We start from the raw sequence: 21138 nt of genomic DNA, 5'->3' as shown, positions 1-21138 counted from the left end.
GAGCGGGAGGGTGGCCCGACCTCATGGTCAGACGCTACTTAGGTTAGCCTTACCAAAACCTTTCTGATATCGACGGGAGGCCATCCGATGTCGATGGGAAGTCACTCTGCGACCGGTGCCGGCCACTTCGGGACCGATCCGCTCTGGTGCGAGGAGTACGGCTACGGCCTGGGCACGCTCACCGGCATCCTCGTGCTCAAGTACCGTTCGGCGGCCGTGCTCGAATTCGGCCAGAGCAGGCAGGACTTCCTGCACCAGCTCTACTGGTCGCCCGACGGCGTGCTCTCCACCCGGCACGGTGCCGACGCGCAGTTCGTGGGCGCGCGGGAGGCGTTCTGGGCCCACCGCGCGGTGAGCCACGAGGTGCGGGCGGCGGACCGGCAGACCGTGTACCGGGTCTGCCTGCGCCAGGTGCCCGAGGTGCTCGGCGGGCTGCGCGCCGGCGCGGTGTCCATCGACGACGAGGCGGCCCGGCTCGTCCAGGCGATCGCCCGCCCGGGGTACGACGAGCAGGCGGCACTCGTCGCCCGCGAGCGCATCATGGCCGGACTCGGCGCGTCGACCCGTGACTTCGTCGGCCACCACGCCACCGGTACCGGATTCGCGATGACCGTCGCCCGCGCGCTGTCACACGACCCGGGCGACCCCGTCCTCCTTGAGGAGTGGGCCGAGCGGTTGCACGTCAGCGTCAAGACGCTGCAACGCGACTTCGTGCGCGAGTTCGGCATGCCCTACTCGCAGTGGCGCACCAAGCTGCGCCTGCGTGCCTCGCGGGTGCTGCTGGAGAGCCAGCCGGTGGCCGAGGTGGCCCGCCGCGTCGGATACGCGACCCCCTCGGCCTTCATCACGGCCTTCGCCAGGGAGTACGGATGCACGCCCGGCCGCTACGCGTTGCGCGAGGCCGATTCGGCCTGACGGTCCGGATGGCGGTGCCGGCGCCCTGCTCGACGAGGTGCGCGGGGTCGTGCCTGGATCCGTGACGGCCGGCACCCCGGGGCGTCCGATGTCCGCTCCTCATTTGGCTACGCACCAAACCGGGATATCGCCGATGGATAAATTCGATCCCGACGGGTCTCTCGTTCTCCCCGGCAGGTAGAACGTCGTTTTCGCGGAAGAAATCAAATCTCCTGTCGGAGAAGTAGATCCATCCGTTCCGTTTCCCCGTTAACTTGGGTGAATCAGCCGGCTGGTCAGGTGAGGGCGGTGGCGTGCGCGGAAAAGTTCTTCTGGCCTGGTTCGGTGCCAATGCCGAAGCGCTGATCGCGCTGGTGATCGCGGTTGTGGCGGGTGTGCTCGGGCTCACCGGTGTGGCATCGGTCGCGCATGTCAACAGCGCCATCCTGGTCACGCTCGCGGCGCTCTCGCTCGCGTTGCTGCGTGAGCGTTGGGGAAGGGAGTCCGAGCCGGATACTCGCAAGGCCCTGCTGGCCGCCGGGGCCGCCTTGGAGCAGTTGCCCGATCAGCTTGAGCGGATCAACGCCGTCGATGACGTGATCTCCGATGCCAGGGTCGCGCTGGACGAGGCGGCCAAGGTCAGGGTCCTGACCGGAAGCGAGATCTCCCGGGTCCTGGCCGAGGCCAGGAGCGAAGCCAAGGAATGGATTTTCAAGGGGGGCACGGCGACTTTCGTACGGGCGGTGGTGATTCCCGAATGTGTACGGCGGGCGCGGCAGAACCGCCGGGAGTTGAGTATCCGGCTGGAGATCCTCGATCCGATGAATTATGAGCTGTGCGCGCGATACGCGAACTATTTCCGGCGCATGGTCGACGACCCCAACGAGGACGAGAGATCCTGGACGGCCAAGCAGACGCAGGTGGAGTTGTACGCCACGATCTTCGCGGCGTGCTGGTGGCAGCAGAGATACCCGCGCCTCAAGATCGCTGTGGGACTCTCGTCCACCATGACCATCTTCCGCTGGGACATGACGCAGGCGTGCGTGGTCATCACCGAGCGGGGCCCCCGCTTTCCCGCCATGCTGATCAAAGAAGGTCGCTTCTACTACGACTACTGGCGCAATGAACTGGACGAGAGTTTCAACCAGGCGCGGGCCGTGCCGTTGCGTCGCGCCCCGATGCTGAGCGATACGCCTACGGTGGAGGAAGCACGAGAACTGTTCACCCAGCTGGAGATGCAGCTTCCAGATGCCTACTCCGATTCGGACGTCGCAGCGGTCGTCAGGCACGCCATCGACGCCGACAACCCGTATGTGTGAGGTCGACCCGGTACGAGCTCTGCGTGACGGCGACACGGTGAGCCTGCGGCGGTGGGCACGGGACACCATCGCCGAACTGTGCTCGGGACGCCGTTCCATCAAGGCGGTCCGGCACCCCCTGGAGTTCGTGTGCCTGCCCCTGCGTCGGGACGGATTGACCGGACTCTGCCTGCACCTGTGGGAAGGCGAGGGAGAGGAGGTGTATCCCGTCGTCCACGCGCACAGCTGGGACCTGTGCAGCTATGTGCTGTCCGGCACGGTGTTCAACGAGATATTCGAGATTCGTGACGACGCCGCCCGCCGGGGTCATCGCCTGTACCAGGTGGACAGTTCGGACGGTGTGGACGAGGCCCGGTTCACCGAGCGCTTCGTCACCTCCGTCCGCGAACGGCTGGAAGAGGTCCCGGAGGGACGGGTCTATCGCCTGGCGGCCGGGCAGTACCACCGCAGCGGGCATCGTGGCCGCACCGCCACCGTTGTGCTGGGAGAGCATCGTCCCGGAGTGCACAACCTGGTGCTGGGCCCGCTGGACGGTGAGCTGTCGACGAGCCGTCGTGAGTCGTACCCGGCGGACAGGGTCCTGGCCCTGTTGCGGCCCCTTGCCCATGCTCTGTGACGGGGCGGTACCGGATGGCTCGGGCGGGAGGGGCCCGGGTCCGGCCGATGAGGTCGGCCGGACCCGGGCGGTGTGCGGGAGTGTCAGCAGAGCAGCTCGAAGAGGGTCAGCCACCGGTCGGGGTGGACGAACGCCACCACCGTGTCGCGGCCCACTCGCGCCTCCGCGAACGCGGCGTCGACCCGGTGGGCCGCGTACCGCATCCGCAGCGAGGCGTGCAGCGAACCGCCAAGACCGGTGAAGCCGTACTCGACGAACTCGCGCCAGGCCGCGTCCCGCTCCGCGGGCAGCAGCCGGACACCGCGCGGCTCGATCCGCAGGATCGCCGAGTCGACGGCGGGCACCGGCCGGAAGCTCATCCGGCCGACGCGGCCGGCCAGCTCCCAGGAGTGACCCGGCCAGGTCAGTACGGTCAGCCTGCTCCAGCGGCCGAAGTCGCCGGACCGCTTGCGCGCGTACTCCAGCTGGGTGAGCAGGGTCGCCGAGGTGAGCGCGGGGGCGCGCAGGCACCAGTCGACGATCCTGGAGGTGATCGAGTACGGGATGTTCCCGGCGACCGCGAACGGTTCGCGCGGGGCCCGCGCGGTCAGGAAGTCACCCCTGATCACCTCGATTCTGTCGTCGCCGCGGGTGCGGGCGGCGAGCCTGCCCGCATGTCGCGGGTCGATCTCGTACGCCACGACCCTCGCGCAGCTCTCGGCGAGGGAGAGGGTGAGAGCACCCTCGCCCGCGCCCGGCTCCAGGACCAGCCCGTGCGATCCGGCCGCGGCGGCCATCTGCCGGACGGCGTGCGGATCGACGAGGAAGTTCTGCGAGAGGGTGCGTCTGGCCCGGTCGCGGTCATCGCGACCGCCGCCGTTCCTTACCTTTCTCTGGGTGTGCGAATGGTTTCCGTGCGCGAAGGAGTGCGCCACAGCCGTCGCCCTTTCGGGTCCGAGGTGAAAAGGTCTCGGAAAGGCCCTGGGCGCGCATCGGGGACGCGTGCGGAACGGAGTGGAGGTCGACGCGTCCCTAGCGGGCCAGAGCCCGGCTGCCGCGAGGACGGATCACGTAGCCGACCAGAAGGTTGGCGAAGTACATGCACATGGCTCTGGACGCTACGGGCCCCTCTCGCCGGCTCGCAACGGATTTTCCGCTCCGTCGGAGGGGATCTGTTCTGGTGTTCGCCGTGGCGGCGTGCTCAGATAACCGGCGTTTGCCGATAATGCGGAGATCTGTGTTCGTGATGGCCAGCAGGTTGTTCGCGACCGCTCAAGGAGAGAACCACTGATGATCACTTTGAACAACGGGGTCTCCATGCCTCGGCTCGGCTTCGGCGTGTACCAGGTGCCGCCGCCGGAGACCGCCCAGGTGGTGAGCGCCGCGCTGGAGGCGGGTTACCGGAGCATCGACACCGCGAAGCTGTACGGCAACGAGCGGGGGGTGGGCGAGGCGCTGGCCGCCTCGGGGCTGCCGCGTGACGAGGTCTTCGTCACCACCAAGCTGTGGAACAGCGACCACGGCTACGACGCAGCCCTCGCCGCCTTCGACGCGAGCATGGAGCGGCTGGGCCTGGAGCAGCTCGACCTCTATCTCATCCACTGGCCCACCCCGGCCAGGGACCTGTATGTCGAGACCTGGAGGGCGCTGGAGAAGCTGTACACCGAGGACCGGGTCCGCGCCATCGGGGTGTCCAACTTTCAGTCCGCCCACCTGCTCCGCCTCATCGAGGAGTGCGACATCGTCCCGGCGGTCAACCAGGTCGAGCTCCACCCGGCACTGCAGCAGGTCGGGTTGCGCAAGTTCCACGCCAGGCACGGCATCGTCACCGAGGCGTGGAGCCCGCTGGCGCAGGGGGCGGTGCTCGTCGACCCGGTGATCGTCGACATCGCCGAGAAGTACGGCAAGACCCCGGCCCAGGTGGTCCTGCGCTGGCACCTCGATCTGGGCAACGTCGTCATCCCCAAGTCGGTGACGTCGTCGCGGATCAGGGAGAATCTCGACGTCTTCGACTTCGCCCTCACGGACGAGGACATCGCCGAGATCGCCAAGCTGGACGCCGGCACCCGCATCGGCCCCGACCCGGACACCTTCAACCGCTGAGTGCGGTGTCCGTGCCGTGGCGGTGAGCCGCACCGCCACGGCACGGACCCCGCGTCGGGGGCGCGATGCCGGCTCCCGGTGTACGCGGGCGTCCGAGCACGCGGCGCCGGGCGGGAAAGACGTGACGTCAGCTCTGTGAGATCCGCCGGCGCAGCCACGCGTAGGAGGCCTTGGGGGTGCGCCTCCCGGTGGGGAAGTCGACGTGGACGAGTCCGAAGCGCTGGCTGTAGCCCTCGGCCCACTCGAAGTTGTCCAGCAGGGACCAGACGTAGTAGCCGCGCACGTCCACCCCCTCCGCCCGCGCCCGCTCGACGGCCCCGATGTGGCCGTCGAGGAAGTCGATCCTGGCCTGGTCGTCGACCGTTCCGTCAGGGGCCGGCTCGTCGGGCTGGGAGCAGCCGTTCTCGGTGATGTAGACCGGCGGGAGGGCGTCGCCGTACCGGGCCCGGAGGCCGACCAGCAGCTCGCGCAGGCCGTCGGGGACGACGGGCCAGCCGAAGGCGGTGGTGGGGTAGCCGGTGACGCCCGCGTCGGAGAAGGGGAGGCCCTCATCGGTGGGCGCGGCGATCCTGGTGGGGTTGTAGTAGTTGATACCGATGCCGTCGAGGGGCGCGCCGATCAGATCCAGGTCGCCGTCCCGGACACAGTCCAGGCTCACCCCGTACGCCGACAGGTCGGGATAGGAACCGAGCAGCACCGGGTCGTTGAACAGGCGGTTGTGCAGGGTGTCGTAGGCGTCGGCGGCGGCCAGGTCGGCGGGGTCGGCGGAGGCGGGCCAGACCGGGGTGCAGTTGTTGGTGATCAGGACCTGCTCCGCGCCGCGCGCCCGCAGCTCCCGCACGGCCAGGCCGTGCCCGAGCAACTGGTGGTGGGCGGCGGGGAGCGCGTCCAGGACCAGGGTCCTGCCGGGGGCGTGGGCGCCCAGCGCGTAGCCGAAGACCATGTGGACGAAGGGCTCGTTCAGGGTGATCCACATCGGGATCCGGTCGGCGAGCCGGTCGGCCACCGCCGCGGCGTACTCGGCGAAGCGGTAGGCGGTGTCGCGGTTCAGCCAGCCGCCCTCGTCCTCCAGGGGCTGGGGCAGGTCCCAGTGGAACAGCGTGGCCGCCGGGATGATGTCCCGCTCGCGGAGCGCGTCGGTCAGCCGGTCGTAGAAGTCCAGGCCGGCCTGGTTGATCGCGCCCTTGCCGGCCGGCTGGACGCGCGGCCAGGCGATGGAGAAGCGGTAGGAGTTCACGCCGAGGCCGGACATCAGCTCGACGTCCTCATCCCAGCGGTGGTAATGGTCGCAGGCCACGTCACCGGTGTCGCCGCCGCGGACGCGGCCGGGCTCGTGGGTGAAGGTATCCCAGATCGAGACGCCCCGCCCGTCCTCGGCGACGGCGCCCTCGATCTGGTAGGACGCGGTCGCCGTACCCCACAGGAACATTCCGGCCTCCAATGCATGAGTCTGGCTCATGTTAACCCCCGGGCCTGCTCGTGGGGGATGATGGGGGGATGACGAACGTCTCCGGGGGAACGCTTCGCCGCCGCCCTGCCCAGCGCCGCAGCCTGGAACGGGTCGAGCGCATGCTGGACGAGTGCGCGCGGCTGCTGGACGAGGTCGGCTACGAGGCGCTGACCACCAAGGAGGTCGCGCGCCGCGCGGAGGTGCCGATCGGCACCTTCTACCAGTTCTTCCCCGACAAGCAGGGGCTGGTACGGGCGCTGGCGCTGCGCAACCTGGAGGCGTTCCTCGGCCGGATCACGGCCAGGCTCGCGGAGGTGCGGCTCTCCAACTGGACGGAGATGGTCGACCTCGCGATCGACGAGTTCGTCGCGATGAAGCGGGCCACGCCGGGATTCGCCGTCGTCGACTTCGGGGAGGTGCTCGCCGCACCCGGCGGGCCCGTGGTCAAGGGGACCAACCGGATGCTCGACGCCGCGCTGGAGAACAACGTCATCGTGGCCGACCGGCTCCGTACGATCACCGTCGAACTGCTCGGCGCCCCGATCGGCCCCGAGCTGGATCGGGCGCTCTTCGTCGCGGTCGAGGCCGCCGACGCGGTGCTCAAGCTCGCCTTCCGCTCCCTGCCGGACGGGGACCCCGAGCTGATCGCCGAGTGCAAGCACCTGGTCCGCCGCTACCTGTCGGCGCACCTGCCGCAGGAATGACCCCGGGCGCCCGCGTTGGCAGGCGTTCCTGCCGGGGGAGGCGCCGTACCCGGCCTTCACGGCAGGGTACGGCGTGGTCGCGGGCCGGCCCCGGGTCTCCGTGACCGGGGGCGGGATCCCGATGCTCCTTCAGCGGGCGGCGTCCAGGCGGGCGCGGTGCTCGCCGTCGAGCTTGAGGTCCAGGGCGCCCAGGACCTCCTCCAGCTGGGCCACCGAGCTCACCCCGACGAGCGGGACCGTCGTGACGTCACCGCCGGTCAGCCAGGCCAGCACCACCTGGTTGACCGTCGCGCCCAGCTCGTCCGCGATCTCCCGTAGCGCGGCGAGCCCGCGCGTGGTGCCCGGGTGGTCGTAGGCGTCCTGCATCGGCCGGTCCGCGCGGGTGTAGGAGCCGGCCATGAGCGTGTTGTACGCCCACAGGGTCAGACCGGGCTCCGAGCGCAGGTAGTCGAGCATGTCGTCCTCGACCAGGACGTGACCTGAATCGGGCAGCCGCGTCCCGTACCGGGGGTGCAGGTAGGTGTGGCGGAGCTGCACATGGGTGTAGAGCGGCCGGCCGGTGGCCCGAGAGATGGCGCGGGCGCGCTCCAGACTCCAGGCCCGCACGTTGCTCGCGCCGATCTCACGGACCTTGCCCGCTCCGACCAGCTCGGCGAAGGCGCCCAGGGTCTCCTCCAGGGGTGTGGAGCGGTCCTCGATGTGGGCCCAGTACACGTCGACGTGGTCGGTGCCCAGCCGCCGCAGGCTGCCCTCGGCGGCGGCGGCGATCGTCGCGGCCGACAGGCCCTCGGCGAAGTCCAGGGTCCGGTCACCGGGGACGGTCGGCCGGGCGCCGCACTTGGTGCTCAGCACCACCCGGTCGCGGTTGCCCCGGGCGGCCAGCCAGCGGCCGAGGGCCAGCTCGCTCTCGTCGCCGGTGGCACCCTCCTTCCAGAACGCGTAGTTGTTCGAGGTGTCCAGCAGGGTGCCACCGGCCTCGGTGAACCGGTCGAGGATCGCGAAGGCGGTCTTGTCGTCGAGGAGGGTGCCGAAGTACATGGTGCCCAGGGCGAGGGGGATGTGTGTCATGGGGACGACCTTGAATGCTGGAGTGGGCTCCAGGTCAAGCGGGTTCATCCAGAAATTTTTGGGCTTGACCTGGAGTGGGCTCCAGGTGGCATGCTGCCCAGGTGAGTGTGTACACACCGGGACAGGTGGTGGAGGAGACCGGCTTCAGCCTCGACACGCTCCGCTACTACGAGCGGATCGGGCTGCTTGAGTCGATCGACCGCAACGCGGCCGGACAGCGCAGGTTCACCGAGAAGGACGTCGGCTGGCTCGGCATGATCCGCTGCCTGCGCGACACCGGGATGCCGATCGCGGAGATGCTCCGCTTCGCCGAGATGACCAGGGCGGGCGACCACACGGTGCGCGAGCGGATCGCGCTGCTCGAAGCCCACGACCGGCGGGTGCAGGAGCAGGTCGACAACCTGCGCGAGCGGCAGGTGGCGATCCGAAACAAGATCGCTTTCTACCACTCGGTGGTCGACTAGCCCCGCTTGCCGCATCGTTGCCGGTCGGCGGCCGTCGCCGATCCGACACCACGGGCGATCGGCCCGGGCGGAGGCCACGGCCGTGGACCATCGCGGCTTATGGTCGGCTAGAACCCGTACGGCGGCTTTGCCGCTGGTCGAGGTGCCCTTTTCGGTCCGGCTGTTAAACCGGTATCGGGGAGGGGTCATGGTCGCACCGCGCGCACGCCGGATCAACATTCCGCTGCGGCACGTCGCCCTGATGTGCGGCGGGATGCTGTTCGCCCTCCTCGCCAACGTGACCTACCTCCAGGGGCTGGACTCCGAGCGGCTCAACGAGGACCCGCGCAACCAGCGGACGATGATCGCTCGTTTTCACAGCCCCAGGGGGCAGATCCTGCTCCACGACGGCACGGTCATCGCGACCAGCCGGAAGGCCAGGAGCGCCACCTACCGGTATCAGCGGTTCTATCCCGATGGCCCGCTCTACGCGGCGATCACCGGGCACTTCTCGCTCCACGGCGGCGCGGGCATCGAGCAGGCGGAGGAGGCCCTGCTCTCGGGAGGCGACCCCCGGGTGAGGGTACGCGGGCTGGTCGGGGGCACCCGCGGCGGCGCCACGCTCCGGCTCACCGTCGATCGCGGCGCCCAGCGGGCCGCCTACAACGGGCTGCGCGCCACCGGAAAGCCCGGCGCCGTTGTCGCGATCAACCCCCGCACCGGCGCGATCCTGGCCATGGTCTCGCTGCCCTCGTACGATCCCAACCTGTACGCGAGCTTCGACGCGGCCAGGCTGGACAGGGTGGACAAGCGGCTGCGGGGTGACCCCGCGAACCCGCTGCTGAACCGGACGATCCAGCGGAACTACCCGCCGGGATCCACCTTCAAGGTCGTCACCGGCGCGGCGGCGCTGCACTCCGGGCGGTACGGCCTCGGCACCCACGTCAGCGCCCCGGCGTCCCTGCGCCTCCCCGGCACCAGCACCTACCTGCGCAACTTCGGCGGTGATACCTGCGGCAACGGAAACCCGCCGCTGCTCCAGGCGTTCAAGCTCTCGTGCAACACCCCCTTCGCGAAGATCGGGGTCGACCTCGGCCAGGACGCGCTGCGCGAGCAGGCCGAGGCGTTCGGGTTCGACACGGACGATCTGGAGGTCCCCATGCCGGTGGCCAGGAGCGTCTACCCTCCCGTGCTGGACGACGCGCAGACCGCGATGTCGGCGCTTGGCCAGTTCGACGTCCGGGCCACCCCGCTCATGATCGCGATGATCGCGGCGGCGGTGGCCAACGACGGCTCGCTGATGCGCCCCCACCTCGTGAAGGACGTACGTCTCGCCGACGGCACGATGATCGACGAGACCGAGCCGTCGGCGTACCGCCGGGTGCTCGACACGGAGGAGGCCGAACGGCTCACCGTGATGATGGTCGCCGCCACCGGGAAGGGGGGGACCGGTTCCGCCGCGGCCATCCGGGGGGTGAAGGTCGCCGGCAAGACCGGTACCGCGGAGAACGCCGCCAAGGGCAGGGCCCACGCGCTCTTCACCGGCTTCGCCCCGGCCGTCTCCCCCCGGATCGCCGTGGGGGTCCTGGTCGAGGGCGGCGGATCCGGAGGACGGGTGGCGGCTCCCATAGCAAAAGCCGTCATGGCGGCGTTTTTGGGTGGTCAGGCGGAGTAGGTGGTGGGTTCGGGGGACGGGTGGCGGTCTCTGTTGCCGGAACCGTTATCGCCAAAGCCGTCATGGCGGCGTTTCTGGGTGGTCAGGTGGAGTAGGCCCTGGCCTGGAGGCCGTAGAGGTCGGCGTACAGGCCGTCGAGGCCCATGAGCTCGTCGTGGGTGCCGTGCTCGACGACCTTGCCGTGGTCCAGGACATAGATCCGGTCGGCGTAGCGGACGCTGGCCAGCCGGTGGGTGATCAGCAGGACGGTGCGCCCGTCGGCGTGCTGCCGGATGCGTTCGAACAGGGCGTGCTCGGCACGGGCGTCCAGGGCCGCGGTGGGCTCGTCGCAGATCAGCAGCGGGGCATCCCTGTGAAAGCCGCGGGCCACCGCGATCCGCTGCCACTGACCGCCGGACAGCTCCTGGCCGTCCTTGAAACGCCGGTCGAGCAGCGTGCTGTAACCGTGTGGCAGCTCGGCGACCACCTGGTCGGCGCCCGCGACCTCGGCCGCCGCGACGAGCGCGGGTTCCCCCTTGTCGGTGCCCATGCTGATGTTGTAGCGGGCGGTCAGCGGCCAGCGGGTGTGGTCCTGGGCGATGACCGCGATGCGGTGGCGCAGCTCGTCGGGATCGACCCCGGCCAGATCGGTGTCGTCCCAGCTGACCCGGCCGCCGTCCGGTTCGTACAGCCCGGAGAGGAGTTTGGCCAGCGTGGTCTTGCCCGAGCCGTTCTCCCCGACGAGGGCGATCACCTCGCCCCTGTCGATGCGCATCGTGAGTCCCTGGAGCGCGGGGACGGTGGAACCCGGATAGGCGAAGACGACGTCCTCGGCGATGATCCGCTCGAAGCTCTCCGGCGCCCGCGCCGGCCGCCCGGCGGGCAGCCTGCGCTCCGCCTCCGCGCAGAAGTCGAGGAAGTCGGTGAAGTACAGCCCCTCCTCGTAGAGCCGGTTCGTGGCGAACATCAGGTTGGCCAGGTAGGTCTGGCCCGAGCGGATCGCCAGCACGGCGGTGCCCGCCACCGCCAGGGGGACCGCGCCCATCGCGAGCAGCACGCCCAGGGCCACGTAGACCACGGCGGTGCCGACCCCGCCCAGCGCCTCGCCGACGACCTTCGCGAGCACCTGCCGCCGGGCCAGGCCGAGCATGACCGTCTGCTCGGCGGTGGCCACCGCGTCGTACATCCGCATCAGGAAGCCGCGCATGGTGAACGAGCGCACCTCGGCGGCCGGTTCGCGCTCCGCGAGCAGCTCCGCGATGATCCATTTTCGGCGGCGGGCGGGGATCAGTGCGTACATGGTGGTGTAGCGCATGCGCGCGGAGCGGACCGCCGCCCAGGCGTCGGGCAGCACCGCCAGCACCAGCAGCGGCAGCAGGACCGGGTGGAGCACCCCCAGCACGCCCGCCGCGGCGGCGATGCCGATGATCGCGGTCAGCGCGTTGATGGCCGTGACCACCACCTCGTCCGCCATGGACACCCCGCGAGCCCTGGCCCGCTGGAGCGTGTCGTGGAAGTCGGGGTCGTCGAAGGCCGCCAGGCCGACCTGGCTGGTCAGCCCGTACAGGCGCTCCTCGGCGATCCGGCCGACCTGGGGCTCTAACCGCGACTGAGCCCAGCCCGCGCCCGCCTGGGTGAGGGTACGCAGGGCCGCGGCCACGCCCACCAGGATCAGGCTCGGCAGGGCGGCCCGCACCCGCTCGGGAGTCGGGCCCGCCTCGAACAGCGCCGACAGCACCCCGGTCGTGGCGAGCAGCCCGAACGCGGTGAACACTCCGCCGAACAGGTTCAGAGTGATCGCGACGGCGGTGTCGCGGGGACTGGCCAGCCACGCCAGCCTGACGGCCTGCGACACCAGCGCGGGAAGCCTGCGGGCGATGGTCAGGAAACCGACCTTCGCCATCTTGTCGGTGTGCGCGTACCAGTCGGAGAGGCTGAGCTCGCCAAGCTCGGGGGCCGGATCGGTGGGAGAGTCTGCCATGCGAGCAGTGTGAGCCGCCGCACCGGCGATGGCCATCGGATGGCCGGTTACGGTCGGCTGCGCCTCGCGCGCGGACTGTCATGATCCGCGACGGATCGCCGCTCCGAGACGGTGCGAGCGGTCGCGGCCGGGTGGCGGGGAGGCGGAACATGCCGGGACGGGATGATCTGTGGGCCGGAAATGGTCTAAGACTGGGCATGGTTCGGTAATTGATGTCACACTTTCTGTGACGGTTCTACCCGCGACCTCTTTAAGAGCCGATGACCCAGGAAACCGCACACGCTTCCCTCACCGGAGGCAACCTGCCTCTCGAACCCAACGGCTTCGTGGGGCGTGAAGCCGACGTGGAAGAACTCGCAGACCTACTGGGCGTCGCCCGGGTGGTGACCCTCTGCGGGGCGGGCGGCATCGGCAAGAGCAGGCTGGCGATCCGGGTCGCGACCCAGCTGGCGGAGGAGTTCCCCGGCGGTGTCTGGCTGGTCGAGCTGGCCGACGCGGTGCCGGGTGACCTGATCGAGCCCCGGGTGGCCGCCGTGCTCGGGGTCAAGGCCGAGCCGTCCCGCGCGCTGGCCGACACCCTGATCGACGCGCTCGGCGAACGGCGGCTGCTGCTGGTCATGGACAACTGCGAGTCGCTCATCGAGGAGTCCGCCAGGTTCTGCCGCGCCGTGCTCACCGTCTGCCCGGACGTACGCGTGCTCACGACCAGTCGCGAGCCCCTGCGGGTGGCAGGGGAGACCGTGTGGCGGGTGCCGCCGCTCAGCCTGCCCAGGAGCGAGGGCCACGACGTCGGCGCCAGCGAGGCGGTGCGACTCTTCGTCGACCGCGCCACCGCCGCCTCGCGGGGCTTCGCCATGACCGAGCAGAACGCGGCGGACATCGCCGGGCTCTGCGAGGCGCTCGACGGGATGCCGCTCGCCATCGAACTCGCCGCCGCCCTGTGCAGGGTGCTGACCGTGGAGCAGATCAACGCCAGGATCCGGGACCGGTTCCGGCTGCTGTCGGCGGGCGACAGAACGGCCCCGGCCAGGCAGCGGACGCTCAGGGCGACGGTCGACTGGAGCTACCAGTTGCTCAACGAGCCCGAGCGGATCCTGCTGCGGCGGCTGGCGGTCTTCACCGGCGGCTGGACGCTCGACATGGCCGAGCAGGTCTGCGCGGGCAACGCCCTGTGGGCCGAGGACGTTCTGGGGGTGCTCTGCGACCTGGTCGACAAGTCGCTGGTCCTGGCCGACGCCGAGGTCGCGGGTGAGACGCGCTACCGCATGCTGGAGACGATCCGCGAGTACGCCGCGGAGCAGCTCGAAGCCTCCGGAGAGGAACCCGAGTTCCGGCGGCTGCACCGCGACCACATGATCGAGCTCGCCGCCCGGATCCACCAGACGATAGTCCGGCGGCCCCGGCCCACCTGGGCCGAGATCTGCCCGATGCTGGTCATGCTGGACGAGCTCCAGGCCAACGTCTGGGCGGCGGTGCGCTGGTCGGTCGAGGCCGCGAGCGACCCGGAGAGCGCGCTCCGCCTCCTGGTGCTGCTCCGCTGGCCGATCATCGCCGGGGGGAGGTTCACTCCGACCGACAAGTGGCTGGACCGCCTGCTCGACACCGCCCCCGAGGAACTGGCGCCGTACGTGCGCGGCGACGCCCTCGCGCTGCGCGGGCAGGTGGCCTTCGGGCAGGGCGACCCGGACACCGCGCAGATCGCCTGCACCGCGGCGGTCGAACTGTGCCGCGAGACGGGCCTGCCCGGCCCGCTCAGCGGCGCGCTGGCCATCCTCGCCTGGGTGGCGATCTACCAGCGCCGCCCGGAGCGGGCCAGGTCCCTGCTGGACGAGGCGCTGGAGGCCGTGCACACCGTCGACGACCCGTGGCACGAGACGGTCATCCGCTCCATGGAGGGCACTTTCGCACTGTCGGAGGGCAGGGCGAAGGAGTCGCAGCGCTCCTTCGAGGCCGCGCTGGCCATCGCCCACGAGCTGGACAATCACTGGGCGGCGCCGGTGGCCCTCATCGGTCTGGCCCAGGTCGCCTGGCTCCGCGGCGACCTGGCGGAGGCCCGCGCCCACTACGAGCGCGCCCTCGACATGCTCCAGGACATCACCGCCCACTGGCAGTCCATCACCTGCCTGTCAGGTCTTGGCCGGATCGCCCTGGCCCAGGGAGACCTCGTCACCGCGCGGGCCAGGCTGATCGAGAGCCTGCGGCTCTGCACCGGGACCGGCCAGCGGCTCGGCGTGGCCCGCCGGATCGAGACGCTCGCCCAGCTCGCCCTCGCCGAGGAGGACGACCGCAGGGCGGTCCGCCTGGCCGGCGCCTCCGCCGCGATCAGGAGCGCGATGAGCGGCGCCGTGCTGCCGCCCGGGTTCGGGGCACGGATGGAGGAGCTGCTCCAGCCCGCCCGGGTACGCCTCGGTGACGCGCTGGTCGCCCAGCTGTGGGCGCACGGCCAGGAGATGTCCCAGGAGCAGGCGGTCCGCTACGCACTTCAGCTCGACGAGCCGTGCGAGACGCCGGTGCTGCTCGGCAGGCCTCCGGTCATCGCCCCGCTGACCACGCTCACCTGCAGGGAGGCGGAGATCGCCGAACTGATCGCCAGGGGAATGAGCAACAGGGCCATCGCCGACGAGCTGGTGATCAGCCCCGCCACCGCGGCCAGGCACGTCGCCAACATCCTGGCCAAGCTCGGCTTCTCCTCACGCACGCAGGTCGCCACCTGGGTCGTCGAGCAGAATCGTTCCTGACACGCGGGCCGGGAGCGGTCACCGGTCGTGGGCTCGGCTGCGGGGTGGCCGGCCCGGAGCCGGCGAGAATCCGCGGTCACCGGGTCGGCCGCTCGGGCTCTACACACTCCTGGCTACACATGTGCGGGCGTGAAGATACATCTCGGGATACCTAGTCCGGAGTATGTTCCGGGGCCGCCGCCCGCCGTACGTTTTCCTGGTGTTCGACCGATGACGTCCAGCCTTCCGCACCGTGCCGGTCACAGTTCCGGTCCGGAACGGCGGGTCCACACCATCCCGGGCGTCTCGGTCGAGCACGTCGCGGTCGTCGCGTGTCCCGGTAGACGGCGAGGTCCCCTCGGAGGGGTGGGGGCCGGAGCCAAGGGCCGCACGCGGCAGCGGGCTCGAGTCGCGCAGGGCTCGAGCCCGCCTTCCGTTGTGGGGGACCGCTCGGGGCGCTGCTTTCGGGGCCTGATTCGGGGGACTGCGGCTCGGGGGGATCACTGGACATCTGGGGCGGATGCCCCGTCCTTCGGGGAGGGGGAAGCACTGCTCGTTTTTCGCTTGGTGTGCGGGTGTGCCTCGGTGGGGTCGGGGTGTTCCGCGATGACCAGGTGAGGCATGTTCATCCGAACGCGGCGGGGCGCGCCCGTGTTCGCGCGGGGAGGCTTCGGGATTGCCCGGGCCGGCGAATCGCGAACCGGCGGACCCGACCGGCAGGTCGGGTGCTGGAATCCCCGGCTTTCAAGACATGAAAGGACGTCACGGGGCCGAATACACAGTCATCTACATACATCTGTCGATGCCCCTGTGGACAGGCGACCCTACCCTCATCGGAATGAGACCCACCTCGCCGTCCACCAGCTGCACACTCACCGAGGCGGTGTTCGGCTACGCGCACGGGCGAGGTGATCGGCCGGCCCTGATCGACCTCGGCGCCGGAATGGTGTACGGCTACCGCAGGCTGGCCGCGGAGGTGACCCGAGGAGCCTCGGGCCTGGTGCGGCGGGGGGCACGGCGGCGTCAGGTGGCCGGAATCCACGTGGACAGCGCGGTGGCCCAGACGTTGGCGGTGCACACGGTCATCGCGGCCGGAGGGGTGGCGGCGCCGATCACCTCGGGGTGTGCGGAGATGGCCGATCTGCTGGCCGAGTGGGAGGCACGGCTGCTCATCACCACTCCGCGCCTGGCGGACGCCTCGTTGCGGGCCGTGGAGGACTCGCGGGTCCGGCAGGTGATCGCGTTCGGCCAGGCCCGCGACACCGTCGACTTCGCCGACCTGCTGCTCCTGGAGCCCGTCCCGCTGCCCTTCCTCGACCCCGCGGTGCAGCCCGCCCTGCTGATCGAGGACGGAGGGGTGCTCACCCACCAGGACCTGATCACGAGGATGAGCCTGCTCGACAGGGGCGCCGAGCTGGGGAAGTCCGACGTCCTCCTGGTGACCTGGCCACTGAGGTGCAGCCTGGCCCTGACCACCCTGATCGGGCTGGCGTTGATGCGCGGCTCCCTGGTCGTCGTGGCCCCGGGCCTCTCGTCCGAGGACCTGGCGGCGACCATCCATGACTTCGGCGTCACCGTCGTCGCGCTCTCCGACGGTGCGGTCCAGCGCGTCTGAGCCCGCCCACGGATCCTTACGAGCTCCTCTTCCCGCGGCGGCATCGAGCGCCAAGACCGGGTTGCGTCCACGAACATGGCGTACGAGCAGCCGAATCCGGGGGAGCCGGTGCCCAATATGACCGCTTTGTTTCCTCCTGGAGTGCTATTTCGCACTTCTCCACCTATGCGGTGCGCTGTGGTTTCGCGTGGGCGTGTGTCCGACCGGTCCACTGTCACCGGAGGGTGTCATCTGGTGCTCATATCCCGGGATATTGAGCTGTTATCCGCGCGACCTTGACGGCGCTTGGTGCGGAGTGGCTTGATTGCCGTACTGACAACGTTGTCATATTTTCGGGGGTTTTGTGCACCCCAAACCCCGAAGGGACGGAGAGCTGTGCGACGACAGTGGATGGCAGCCGTCGCGGTCACCGTGGTGGGCCTGCTCGCCCTGACCGCCTGTGGTGACGGCGGCGGTGACGGTGCCACGCAGAGCCCGCAGGCCGACGCGAAGAAGAAGGTCGAGGTCTTCTCCTGGTGGACGGGACCCGGCGAGGCCGACGGCCTGAAGGCCATGAAGGAGATCTTCGAGAAGCAGAACGCCGGGCTTGAGTTCTTCGACGCGGCCGTGGCGGGCGGGTCCGGGGACAAGGCGCGGGCCCTGCTGACCACCAAGCTGCAGGCCCAGACCCCGCCGGACACCTTCCAGGGGCACGCGGGCGCCGAACTTCAGGGCTACATCAAGGCCGGGCAGCTCGAACCGCTCAACTTCCTCTACGACGAGCTCAAGCTGAAGGAGGTCTTCCCCCAGCAGCTGATCGACCAGATCAGCGTCGAGGGCCAGGTCTACTCGGTGCCGGTCAACATCCACCGCTCCAACGTGATGTGGTTCAACCCGGCGGTGCTGAAGGAGGCGGGCGTCACCGAGGTGCCGAAGACGATCCCCGACTTCGTCGCGGCGCTGGAGAAGGTCAAGCAGAAGGGCAAGATCCCGCTCTCGATCGGCTCGGAGTGGACCATGGTCCACCTGCTGGAGAGCGTGCTGCTCGGCTCGCTCGGCACCGACGCCTACAACCAGCTCTGGACCGCGGGCTCCGACTGGTCGGGCCCGGCGATGACCAAGGCGCTCGACGACTTCAAGACGATCCTGTCCTACGCCGGTGACCCGGCCGACGACTGGCAGCCCGCGGCCAAGCAGGTGGCCGACGGCGAGGCCGCGTTCAACATCATGGGCGACTGGGCGTACGGCTACTTCCACAACCCGCCGGACGGCGGCCTGGGCAAGACCTCCAAGACCGACTTCGACTGGGCGCCCTCGCCGGGCACCGGCGGCACGTTCATGTGGCTCTCCGACAGCTTCACCCTGCCCAAGGGCGCGCCGAACCGCGACGGGGCGGTGGCCTGGCTGAAGGTGGCCGCGAGCAAGGAGGGCCAGGACGCCTTCAACCCGAAGAAGGGCTCCATCCCGGCCCGCAAGGACGCCGACACCGCCCTCTACACCGACTACCTCGCGGACGCGCTGAAGGACTGGGGCGGCGGCAAGCTCGCCGGTTCCATCCAGCACGGCGTGGTCGTGAACGACGCCTGGCGCGTCGCGATCAACGAGGCGGTCGGCCTGTTCCACGGAGACAAGGACGTGGCCGCGCTGCAGAAGGCGCTGGCCGAGGCCGCGAAGAACTCCGGGCAGTGATTTTCGGTACGGCCCGCGAAGGCGCGGGCCGTACCTCGCGGAAGGGGTGTCCGTGACACGGGTACGCAGGTGGCTGCCGGGGCTGCTGCTGGTCACACCGTCGATCATCGCGATCGCGGTCTTCGTCTACGGCATGCTCGGCTGGAACTTCCAGTTGGCGATGACCGACAGGCACGACGAGGTGTCCGAGGGGAGTTTCGTCGGTCTGGAGAACTTCTTCACCCTCTGGGACCAGAAACGCTGGGGCATCTCGGTCAACCACGCCATCGTCTTCACCGTGGTCTTCGTGTTCGGGGCGCTGCTGCTCGGCTGGCTGCTGGCGTTCCTGATGGAGAAGGGGATCAGGGGCGAGGGGACCTTCCGGGCGGTCTACCTGTTCCCGATGGCGATCTCCTTCGTGGCGACCGGGGTGGTCTGGCGCTGGCTGATGAACTCCGGTCAGGGCGAGCGGGCGGTCGGGCTGAACCGGCTGTTCGACAGCCTCGGGCTGGAGTTCCTGCAGTGGCAGTGGTTCCGCGATCCCGACTGGGGGATGGCCGCCATGGCCATCCCCGCTATATGGCAAATGTCGGGATATGTCATGGCGTTGTTCCTGGCGGGGTTCCGGGGGGTCCCCGAGGACCTCCGGGAGGCGGCCCGGGTCGACGGGTGCGGCGAGTGGCAGGTCTACCGGCACATCGTGCTGCCGATGCTCCGCCCGGTCACCCTCTCCGCCCTGATCATCCTCGGCCACATCTCGCTCAAGGTCTTCGACCTGATCGTCGCGGTCTCCGGCAAGCAGATCATCACCGACGTGCCCGCCGTCTTCATGTGGGTCGCGGTCTTCGACTCCCACGACCCGGCCAAGGGCGCCACCATCGCGTCGTACATCGTGCTCGCGGTCAGCGTCTTCGTCATCCCCTACCTCGTCTGGACCCTCCGCAGGGAGCGGCGCTCATGACCTCCACCGTGACCGACACCCCCGCCGCCCCCGTACGGGACGGGAACCCCGGCGGGCGGGCCAGGCGGCGGGCGCGGCTGTCGCGCGGCGTCCGGCTGACGCTGCTGGTCGCCTTCCTGCTCGTCTTCCTGATCCCGATCTACGTGCTGCTGGTCACCAGCTTCAAGCCGCTGACCGAGGCCGATCCCGGCCGGGCCTGGGCGCTGCCCGAGGTGTGGACGGTCGAGCCGTGGCGGGTGGCCTGGGAGAAGCTCGCGCCCGGCATCTGGAACAGCGTGCTGCTGGCCGTACCCGGCTCGCTGATCTCGGCGGTGCTCGGCTCGATGAACGGCTACGTGCTGTCGAAGTGGCGCTTCCCCGGCTCCGATGTGCTGTTCACGCTGTTCCTGTTCGGCATGTTCATCCCGTACCAGGGCGTCATGATCCCGCTGGTGCAGCTGCTGGTGAAGCTCAACGAGGTCACCCTGGCGGTCACCGGCGTGCCGGGTGTCTTCTACGGAGCGATCCCCGGGCTGCTGCTGGCGCACGTGGTCTACGGCATCCCGATCTGCACCCTGATCTTCCGCAACTACTACGTCACCATCCCCGACGAGCTGATCGAGGCGTCCAGGGTGGACGGCGCGGGGATGCTGCGGACCTACTGGTCGGTGGTGCTGCCCGTCTCGGGTCCCGCCTTCGCGGTTGTGATCATCTGGCAGTTCACCTCAATGTGGAACGACTTCCTGTTCGCGGTCTTCCTGACCGGCCCGCAGAGCTGGCCCACCACGGTCATGCTCAACAACATCGCCGGAGCCCAGACCGTCCCCTACAGCCAGCAGATGGCCGCGGCCCTGCTCGCCTCCATCCCCACAATGATCATCTACGTCCTCCTCGGCCGCTTCTTCATGCGCGGCCTCATGGCCGGAGCATTGAAGGGCTGACATCTTGACGATGTCGGTGGCGCGCCGCAGCGCCTGGTGCAGGTCGGGTACCTGGTCGGTCAGGACGTCGATGACCTCGTCGAGGTAGCGGTGGGCGGCGGCGCGGGAGATGTCGTGGTCGCGGCCGAGGGCGGCCCGGCCGGTGCGGTCGCGAAACCAGCGCAGTCCCATCGCCGTCTGTTCAAAGCAGGTCAGTGCACTGGAACCTTGAGGGTCCACAGCCGGCGGCGTTCGGCCGTCGGTAGAAATGGTGAACCAGTTCCCGAGGAACATCGAGTGCGACACGACAGGTGACCACGTGGGGCTTTTTGGACCGAAGAAGACTTGTTTGTGGTGAGACCTTTTTTGTGGAGAGCTCCATATCTATTTCAGGGGCATTTTTGTCCCCCCTGACTCATGTCTTTAGACGCCTTCCTGGTGGCATCAAGAAAAAATCTAGAGTCGATATTATTTAGGTCGCCTCGGCATGGAATTTCAGTCGGCCCATAAATAAGTATCGTATTTCTCCTTGTGTGGATGTTGATCGTGGGGCATGATCTTCTAAGTTGATCAATGCGCGCAAAGGTTTAGTGAGCCATGAGGAAGAAGTCGAGTTTGTTGGAGGCGGCAATCGAGAAGGCCTGATGTCAAGCGACACCTGAAACCGCCTGCCTATCCTGGCTGGGCGATCCTGTTGTCTAGGGAGGACTGTGATTAATTACACATCGGGCCTAGGGGTTCCCGGGAATGCAACGAGCGTGTGTGCAGAGTGAGTGGAGAGTGACATGAATACCTCGGCCTCCGAAAAGAGGCTGCGTGGATGCCTGTTCATCTCTGCGGCGGCCGCCATACTGCTTCTGGTGGCCCCCCTTGCCGCTTACTGTTTCTATAATTTGAGTATGACGAGCTCGGCTGAGCGGTCAGCCTTAAGGGTGGCCAATATATTTGCCGGCAAGGTCATGACTGATCGGAATTACGACCACTCTTCGATACGACGGATTGACGATTCCCTGGCCGAGGTCTCTGTATTTGCGTCCACGCAGAAATCCGACACTCTTGTTGTATCAATAAGTGCGTTTTCCAGCAGG

At 69.0% G+C, this 21138-nt stretch carries 16 protein-coding genes; 12 read left to right on the top strand and 4 right to left on the bottom strand.

Going from position 1 to position 21138, the window contains the following annotated elements:
- Positions 1-93: 93 nt before the first annotated feature.
- The 3 genes from ACWD3H_RS12730 to ACWD3H_RS12720 all read left to right on the top strand — a co-directional run bounded on the left by ACWD3H_RS12730 (position 94) and on the right by ACWD3H_RS12720 (position 2829).
- A complete protein-coding gene (locus ACWD3H_RS12730; protein ID WP_355554310.1) occupies positions 94-915 on the top strand; it encodes a helix-turn-helix transcriptional regulator in 822 nt (273 codons plus the stop codon).
- A 254-nt stretch (positions 916-1169) separates the two neighbouring features.
- Complete coding sequence (locus tag ACWD3H_RS12725; protein ID WP_451955041.1) at positions 1170-2213, top strand: hypothetical protein; 1044 nt, start codon at positions 1170-1172, stop codon at positions 2211-2213.
- Complete coding sequence (locus ACWD3H_RS12720) at positions 2206-2829, top strand: hypothetical protein (protein ID WP_355554306.1); 624 nt, start codon at positions 2206-2208, stop codon at positions 2827-2829. The genes ACWD3H_RS12725 and ACWD3H_RS12720 overlap by 8 nt, the downstream gene beginning before the upstream one ends.
- Positions 2830-2912: 83 nt before the next feature.
- On the opposite strand, the gene erm is transcribed toward ACWD3H_RS12720, so the two are convergent.
- On the bottom strand, positions 2913-3743 hold the full coding sequence (erm, locus tag ACWD3H_RS12715) for an ErmE/ErmH/ErmO/ErmR family 23S rRNA (adenine(2058)-N(6))-methyltransferase (RefSeq protein ID WP_451955040.1): 831 nt from the start codon (positions 3741-3743) through the stop codon (positions 2913-2915).
- 355 nt (positions 3744-4098) lie between these two features.
- Between erm and ACWD3H_RS12710 the strand changes: the two genes are divergently transcribed.
- Positions 4099-4911 (top strand): aldo/keto reductase, encoded by an 813-nt coding sequence (locus tag ACWD3H_RS12710; RefSeq protein WP_451955039.1) that lies wholly within the window; start codon positions 4099-4101, stop codon positions 4909-4911.
- Between the two features lie 127 nt (positions 4912-5038).
- On the opposite strand, the gene ACWD3H_RS12705 is transcribed toward ACWD3H_RS12710, so the two are convergent.
- Positions 5039-6340, bottom strand: a complete 1302-nt coding sequence (locus tag ACWD3H_RS12705) for a GH1 family beta-glucosidase (RefSeq protein ID WP_451955068.1) — start codon at positions 6338-6340, stop codon at positions 5039-5041.
- A gap of 68 nt (positions 6341-6408) precedes the next feature.
- On the opposite strand from ACWD3H_RS12705, the gene ACWD3H_RS12700 reads away from it, so the two are divergent.
- Positions 6409-7065 (top strand): TetR/AcrR family transcriptional regulator, encoded by a 657-nt coding sequence (locus tag ACWD3H_RS12700; protein ID WP_350912090.1) that lies wholly within the window; start codon positions 6409-6411, stop codon positions 7063-7065.
- 129 nt (positions 7066-7194) lie between these two features.
- Here the strand turns inward: ACWD3H_RS12700 and ACWD3H_RS12695 are convergent, their stop codons facing one another.
- Positions 7195-8133: an aldo/keto reductase gene (locus ACWD3H_RS12695; protein ID WP_451955038.1), complete on the bottom strand. Its 939-nt coding sequence runs from the start codon at positions 8131-8133 to the stop codon at positions 7195-7197.
- A gap of 101 nt (positions 8134-8234) precedes the next feature.
- On the opposite strand from ACWD3H_RS12695, the gene ACWD3H_RS12690 reads away from it, so the two are divergent.
- Together ACWD3H_RS12690 and ACWD3H_RS12685 are read left to right on the top strand one after the other, a co-directional pair.
- Positions 8235-8597, top strand: coding sequence for a MerR family transcriptional regulator (locus ACWD3H_RS12690; RefSeq protein ID WP_350912094.1), 363 nt, complete (start codon positions 8235-8237; stop codon positions 8595-8597).
- A gap of 187 nt (positions 8598-8784) precedes the next feature.
- On the top strand, positions 8785-10251 hold the full coding sequence (locus ACWD3H_RS12685; RefSeq protein ID WP_451955037.1) for a peptidoglycan D,D-transpeptidase FtsI family protein: 1467 nt from the start codon (positions 8785-8787) through the stop codon (positions 10249-10251).
- Positions 10252-10333: 82 nt separating this feature from the next.
- Here the strand turns inward: ACWD3H_RS12685 and ACWD3H_RS12680 are convergent, their stop codons facing one another.
- Positions 10334-12211: an ABC transporter ATP-binding protein gene (locus ACWD3H_RS12680; RefSeq protein ID WP_451955036.1), complete on the bottom strand. Its 1878-nt coding sequence runs from the start codon at positions 12209-12211 to the stop codon at positions 10334-10336.
- 344 nt (positions 12212-12555) lie between these two features.
- Between ACWD3H_RS12680 and ACWD3H_RS12675 the strand changes: the two genes are divergently transcribed.
- The 5 genes from ACWD3H_RS12675 (at position 12556) to ACWD3H_RS12655 (ending at position 20071) form a co-directional block, all read left to right on the top strand.
- A complete protein-coding gene (locus ACWD3H_RS12675; protein ID WP_355554288.1) occupies positions 12556-14949 on the top strand; it encodes an ATP-binding protein in 2394 nt (797 codons plus the stop codon).
- 817 nt (positions 14950-15766) lie between these two features.
- The gene (locus tag ACWD3H_RS12670; RefSeq protein ID WP_355554286.1) at positions 15767-16543 is read left to right on the top strand and encodes an AMP-binding protein; all 777 of its coding nucleotides are present in this window, start codon (positions 15767-15769) and stop codon (positions 16541-16543) included.
- Positions 16544-16918: 375 nt separating this feature from the next.
- Positions 16919-18211, top strand: a complete 1293-nt coding sequence (locus tag ACWD3H_RS12665) for an ABC transporter substrate-binding protein (protein WP_451955035.1) — start codon at positions 16919-16921, stop codon at positions 18209-18211.
- Between the two features lie 52 nt (positions 18212-18263).
- Positions 18264-19151: a carbohydrate ABC transporter permease gene (locus tag ACWD3H_RS12660; RefSeq protein WP_355554283.1), complete on the top strand. Its 888-nt coding sequence runs from the start codon at positions 18264-18266 to the stop codon at positions 19149-19151.
- Complete coding sequence (locus ACWD3H_RS12655; protein WP_355554281.1) at positions 19148-20071, top strand: carbohydrate ABC transporter permease; 924 nt, start codon at positions 19148-19150, stop codon at positions 20069-20071. The genes ACWD3H_RS12660 and ACWD3H_RS12655 overlap by 4 nt, the downstream gene beginning before the upstream one ends.
- The last annotated feature ends 1067 nt before the right edge of the window (positions 20072-21138 follow it).

The organism is Streptosporangium sp. NPDC002607 (genome assembly GCF_053592655.1).
This window is presented reverse-complemented; position numbering and strand designations above follow the sequence as displayed.

Coding starts and splice junctions, on each gene's coding strand:
- ACWD3H_RS12730 (WP_355554310.1), top strand. CDS start 94: ATGGGAAGTCACTCTGCGACCGGTGCCGGCCACTTCGGGACCGATCCG.
- ACWD3H_RS12720 (WP_355554306.1), top strand. CDS start 2,206: ATGTGTGAGGTCGACCCGGTACGAGCTCTGCGTGACGGCGACACGGTG.
- ACWD3H_RS12710 (WP_451955039.1), top strand. CDS start 4,099: ATGATCACTTTGAACAACGGGGTCTCCATGCCTCGGCTCGGCTTCGGC.
- ACWD3H_RS12705 (WP_451955068.1), bottom strand. CDS start 6,340: ATGTTCCTGTGGGGTACGGCGACCGCGTCCTACCAGATCGAGGGCGCC.
- ACWD3H_RS12700 (WP_350912090.1), top strand. CDS start 6,409: ATGACGAACGTCTCCGGGGGAACGCTTCGCCGCCGCCCTGCCCAGCGC.
- ACWD3H_RS12695 (WP_451955038.1), bottom strand. CDS start 8,133: ATGACACACATCCCCCTCGCCCTGGGCACCATGTACTTCGGCACCCTC.
- ACWD3H_RS12685 (WP_451955037.1), top strand. CDS start 8,785: ATGGTCGCACCGCGCGCACGCCGGATCAACATTCCGCTGCGGCACGTC.
- ACWD3H_RS12680 (WP_451955036.1), bottom strand. CDS start 12,211: ATGGCAGACTCTCCCACCGATCCGGCCCCCGAGCTTGGCGAGCTCAGC.
- ACWD3H_RS12670 (WP_355554286.1), top strand. CDS start 15,767: ATGAGACCCACCTCGCCGTCCACCAGCTGCACACTCACCGAGGCGGTG.
- ACWD3H_RS12655 (WP_355554281.1), top strand. CDS start 19,148: ATGACCTCCACCGTGACCGACACCCCCGCCGCCCCCGTACGGGACGGG.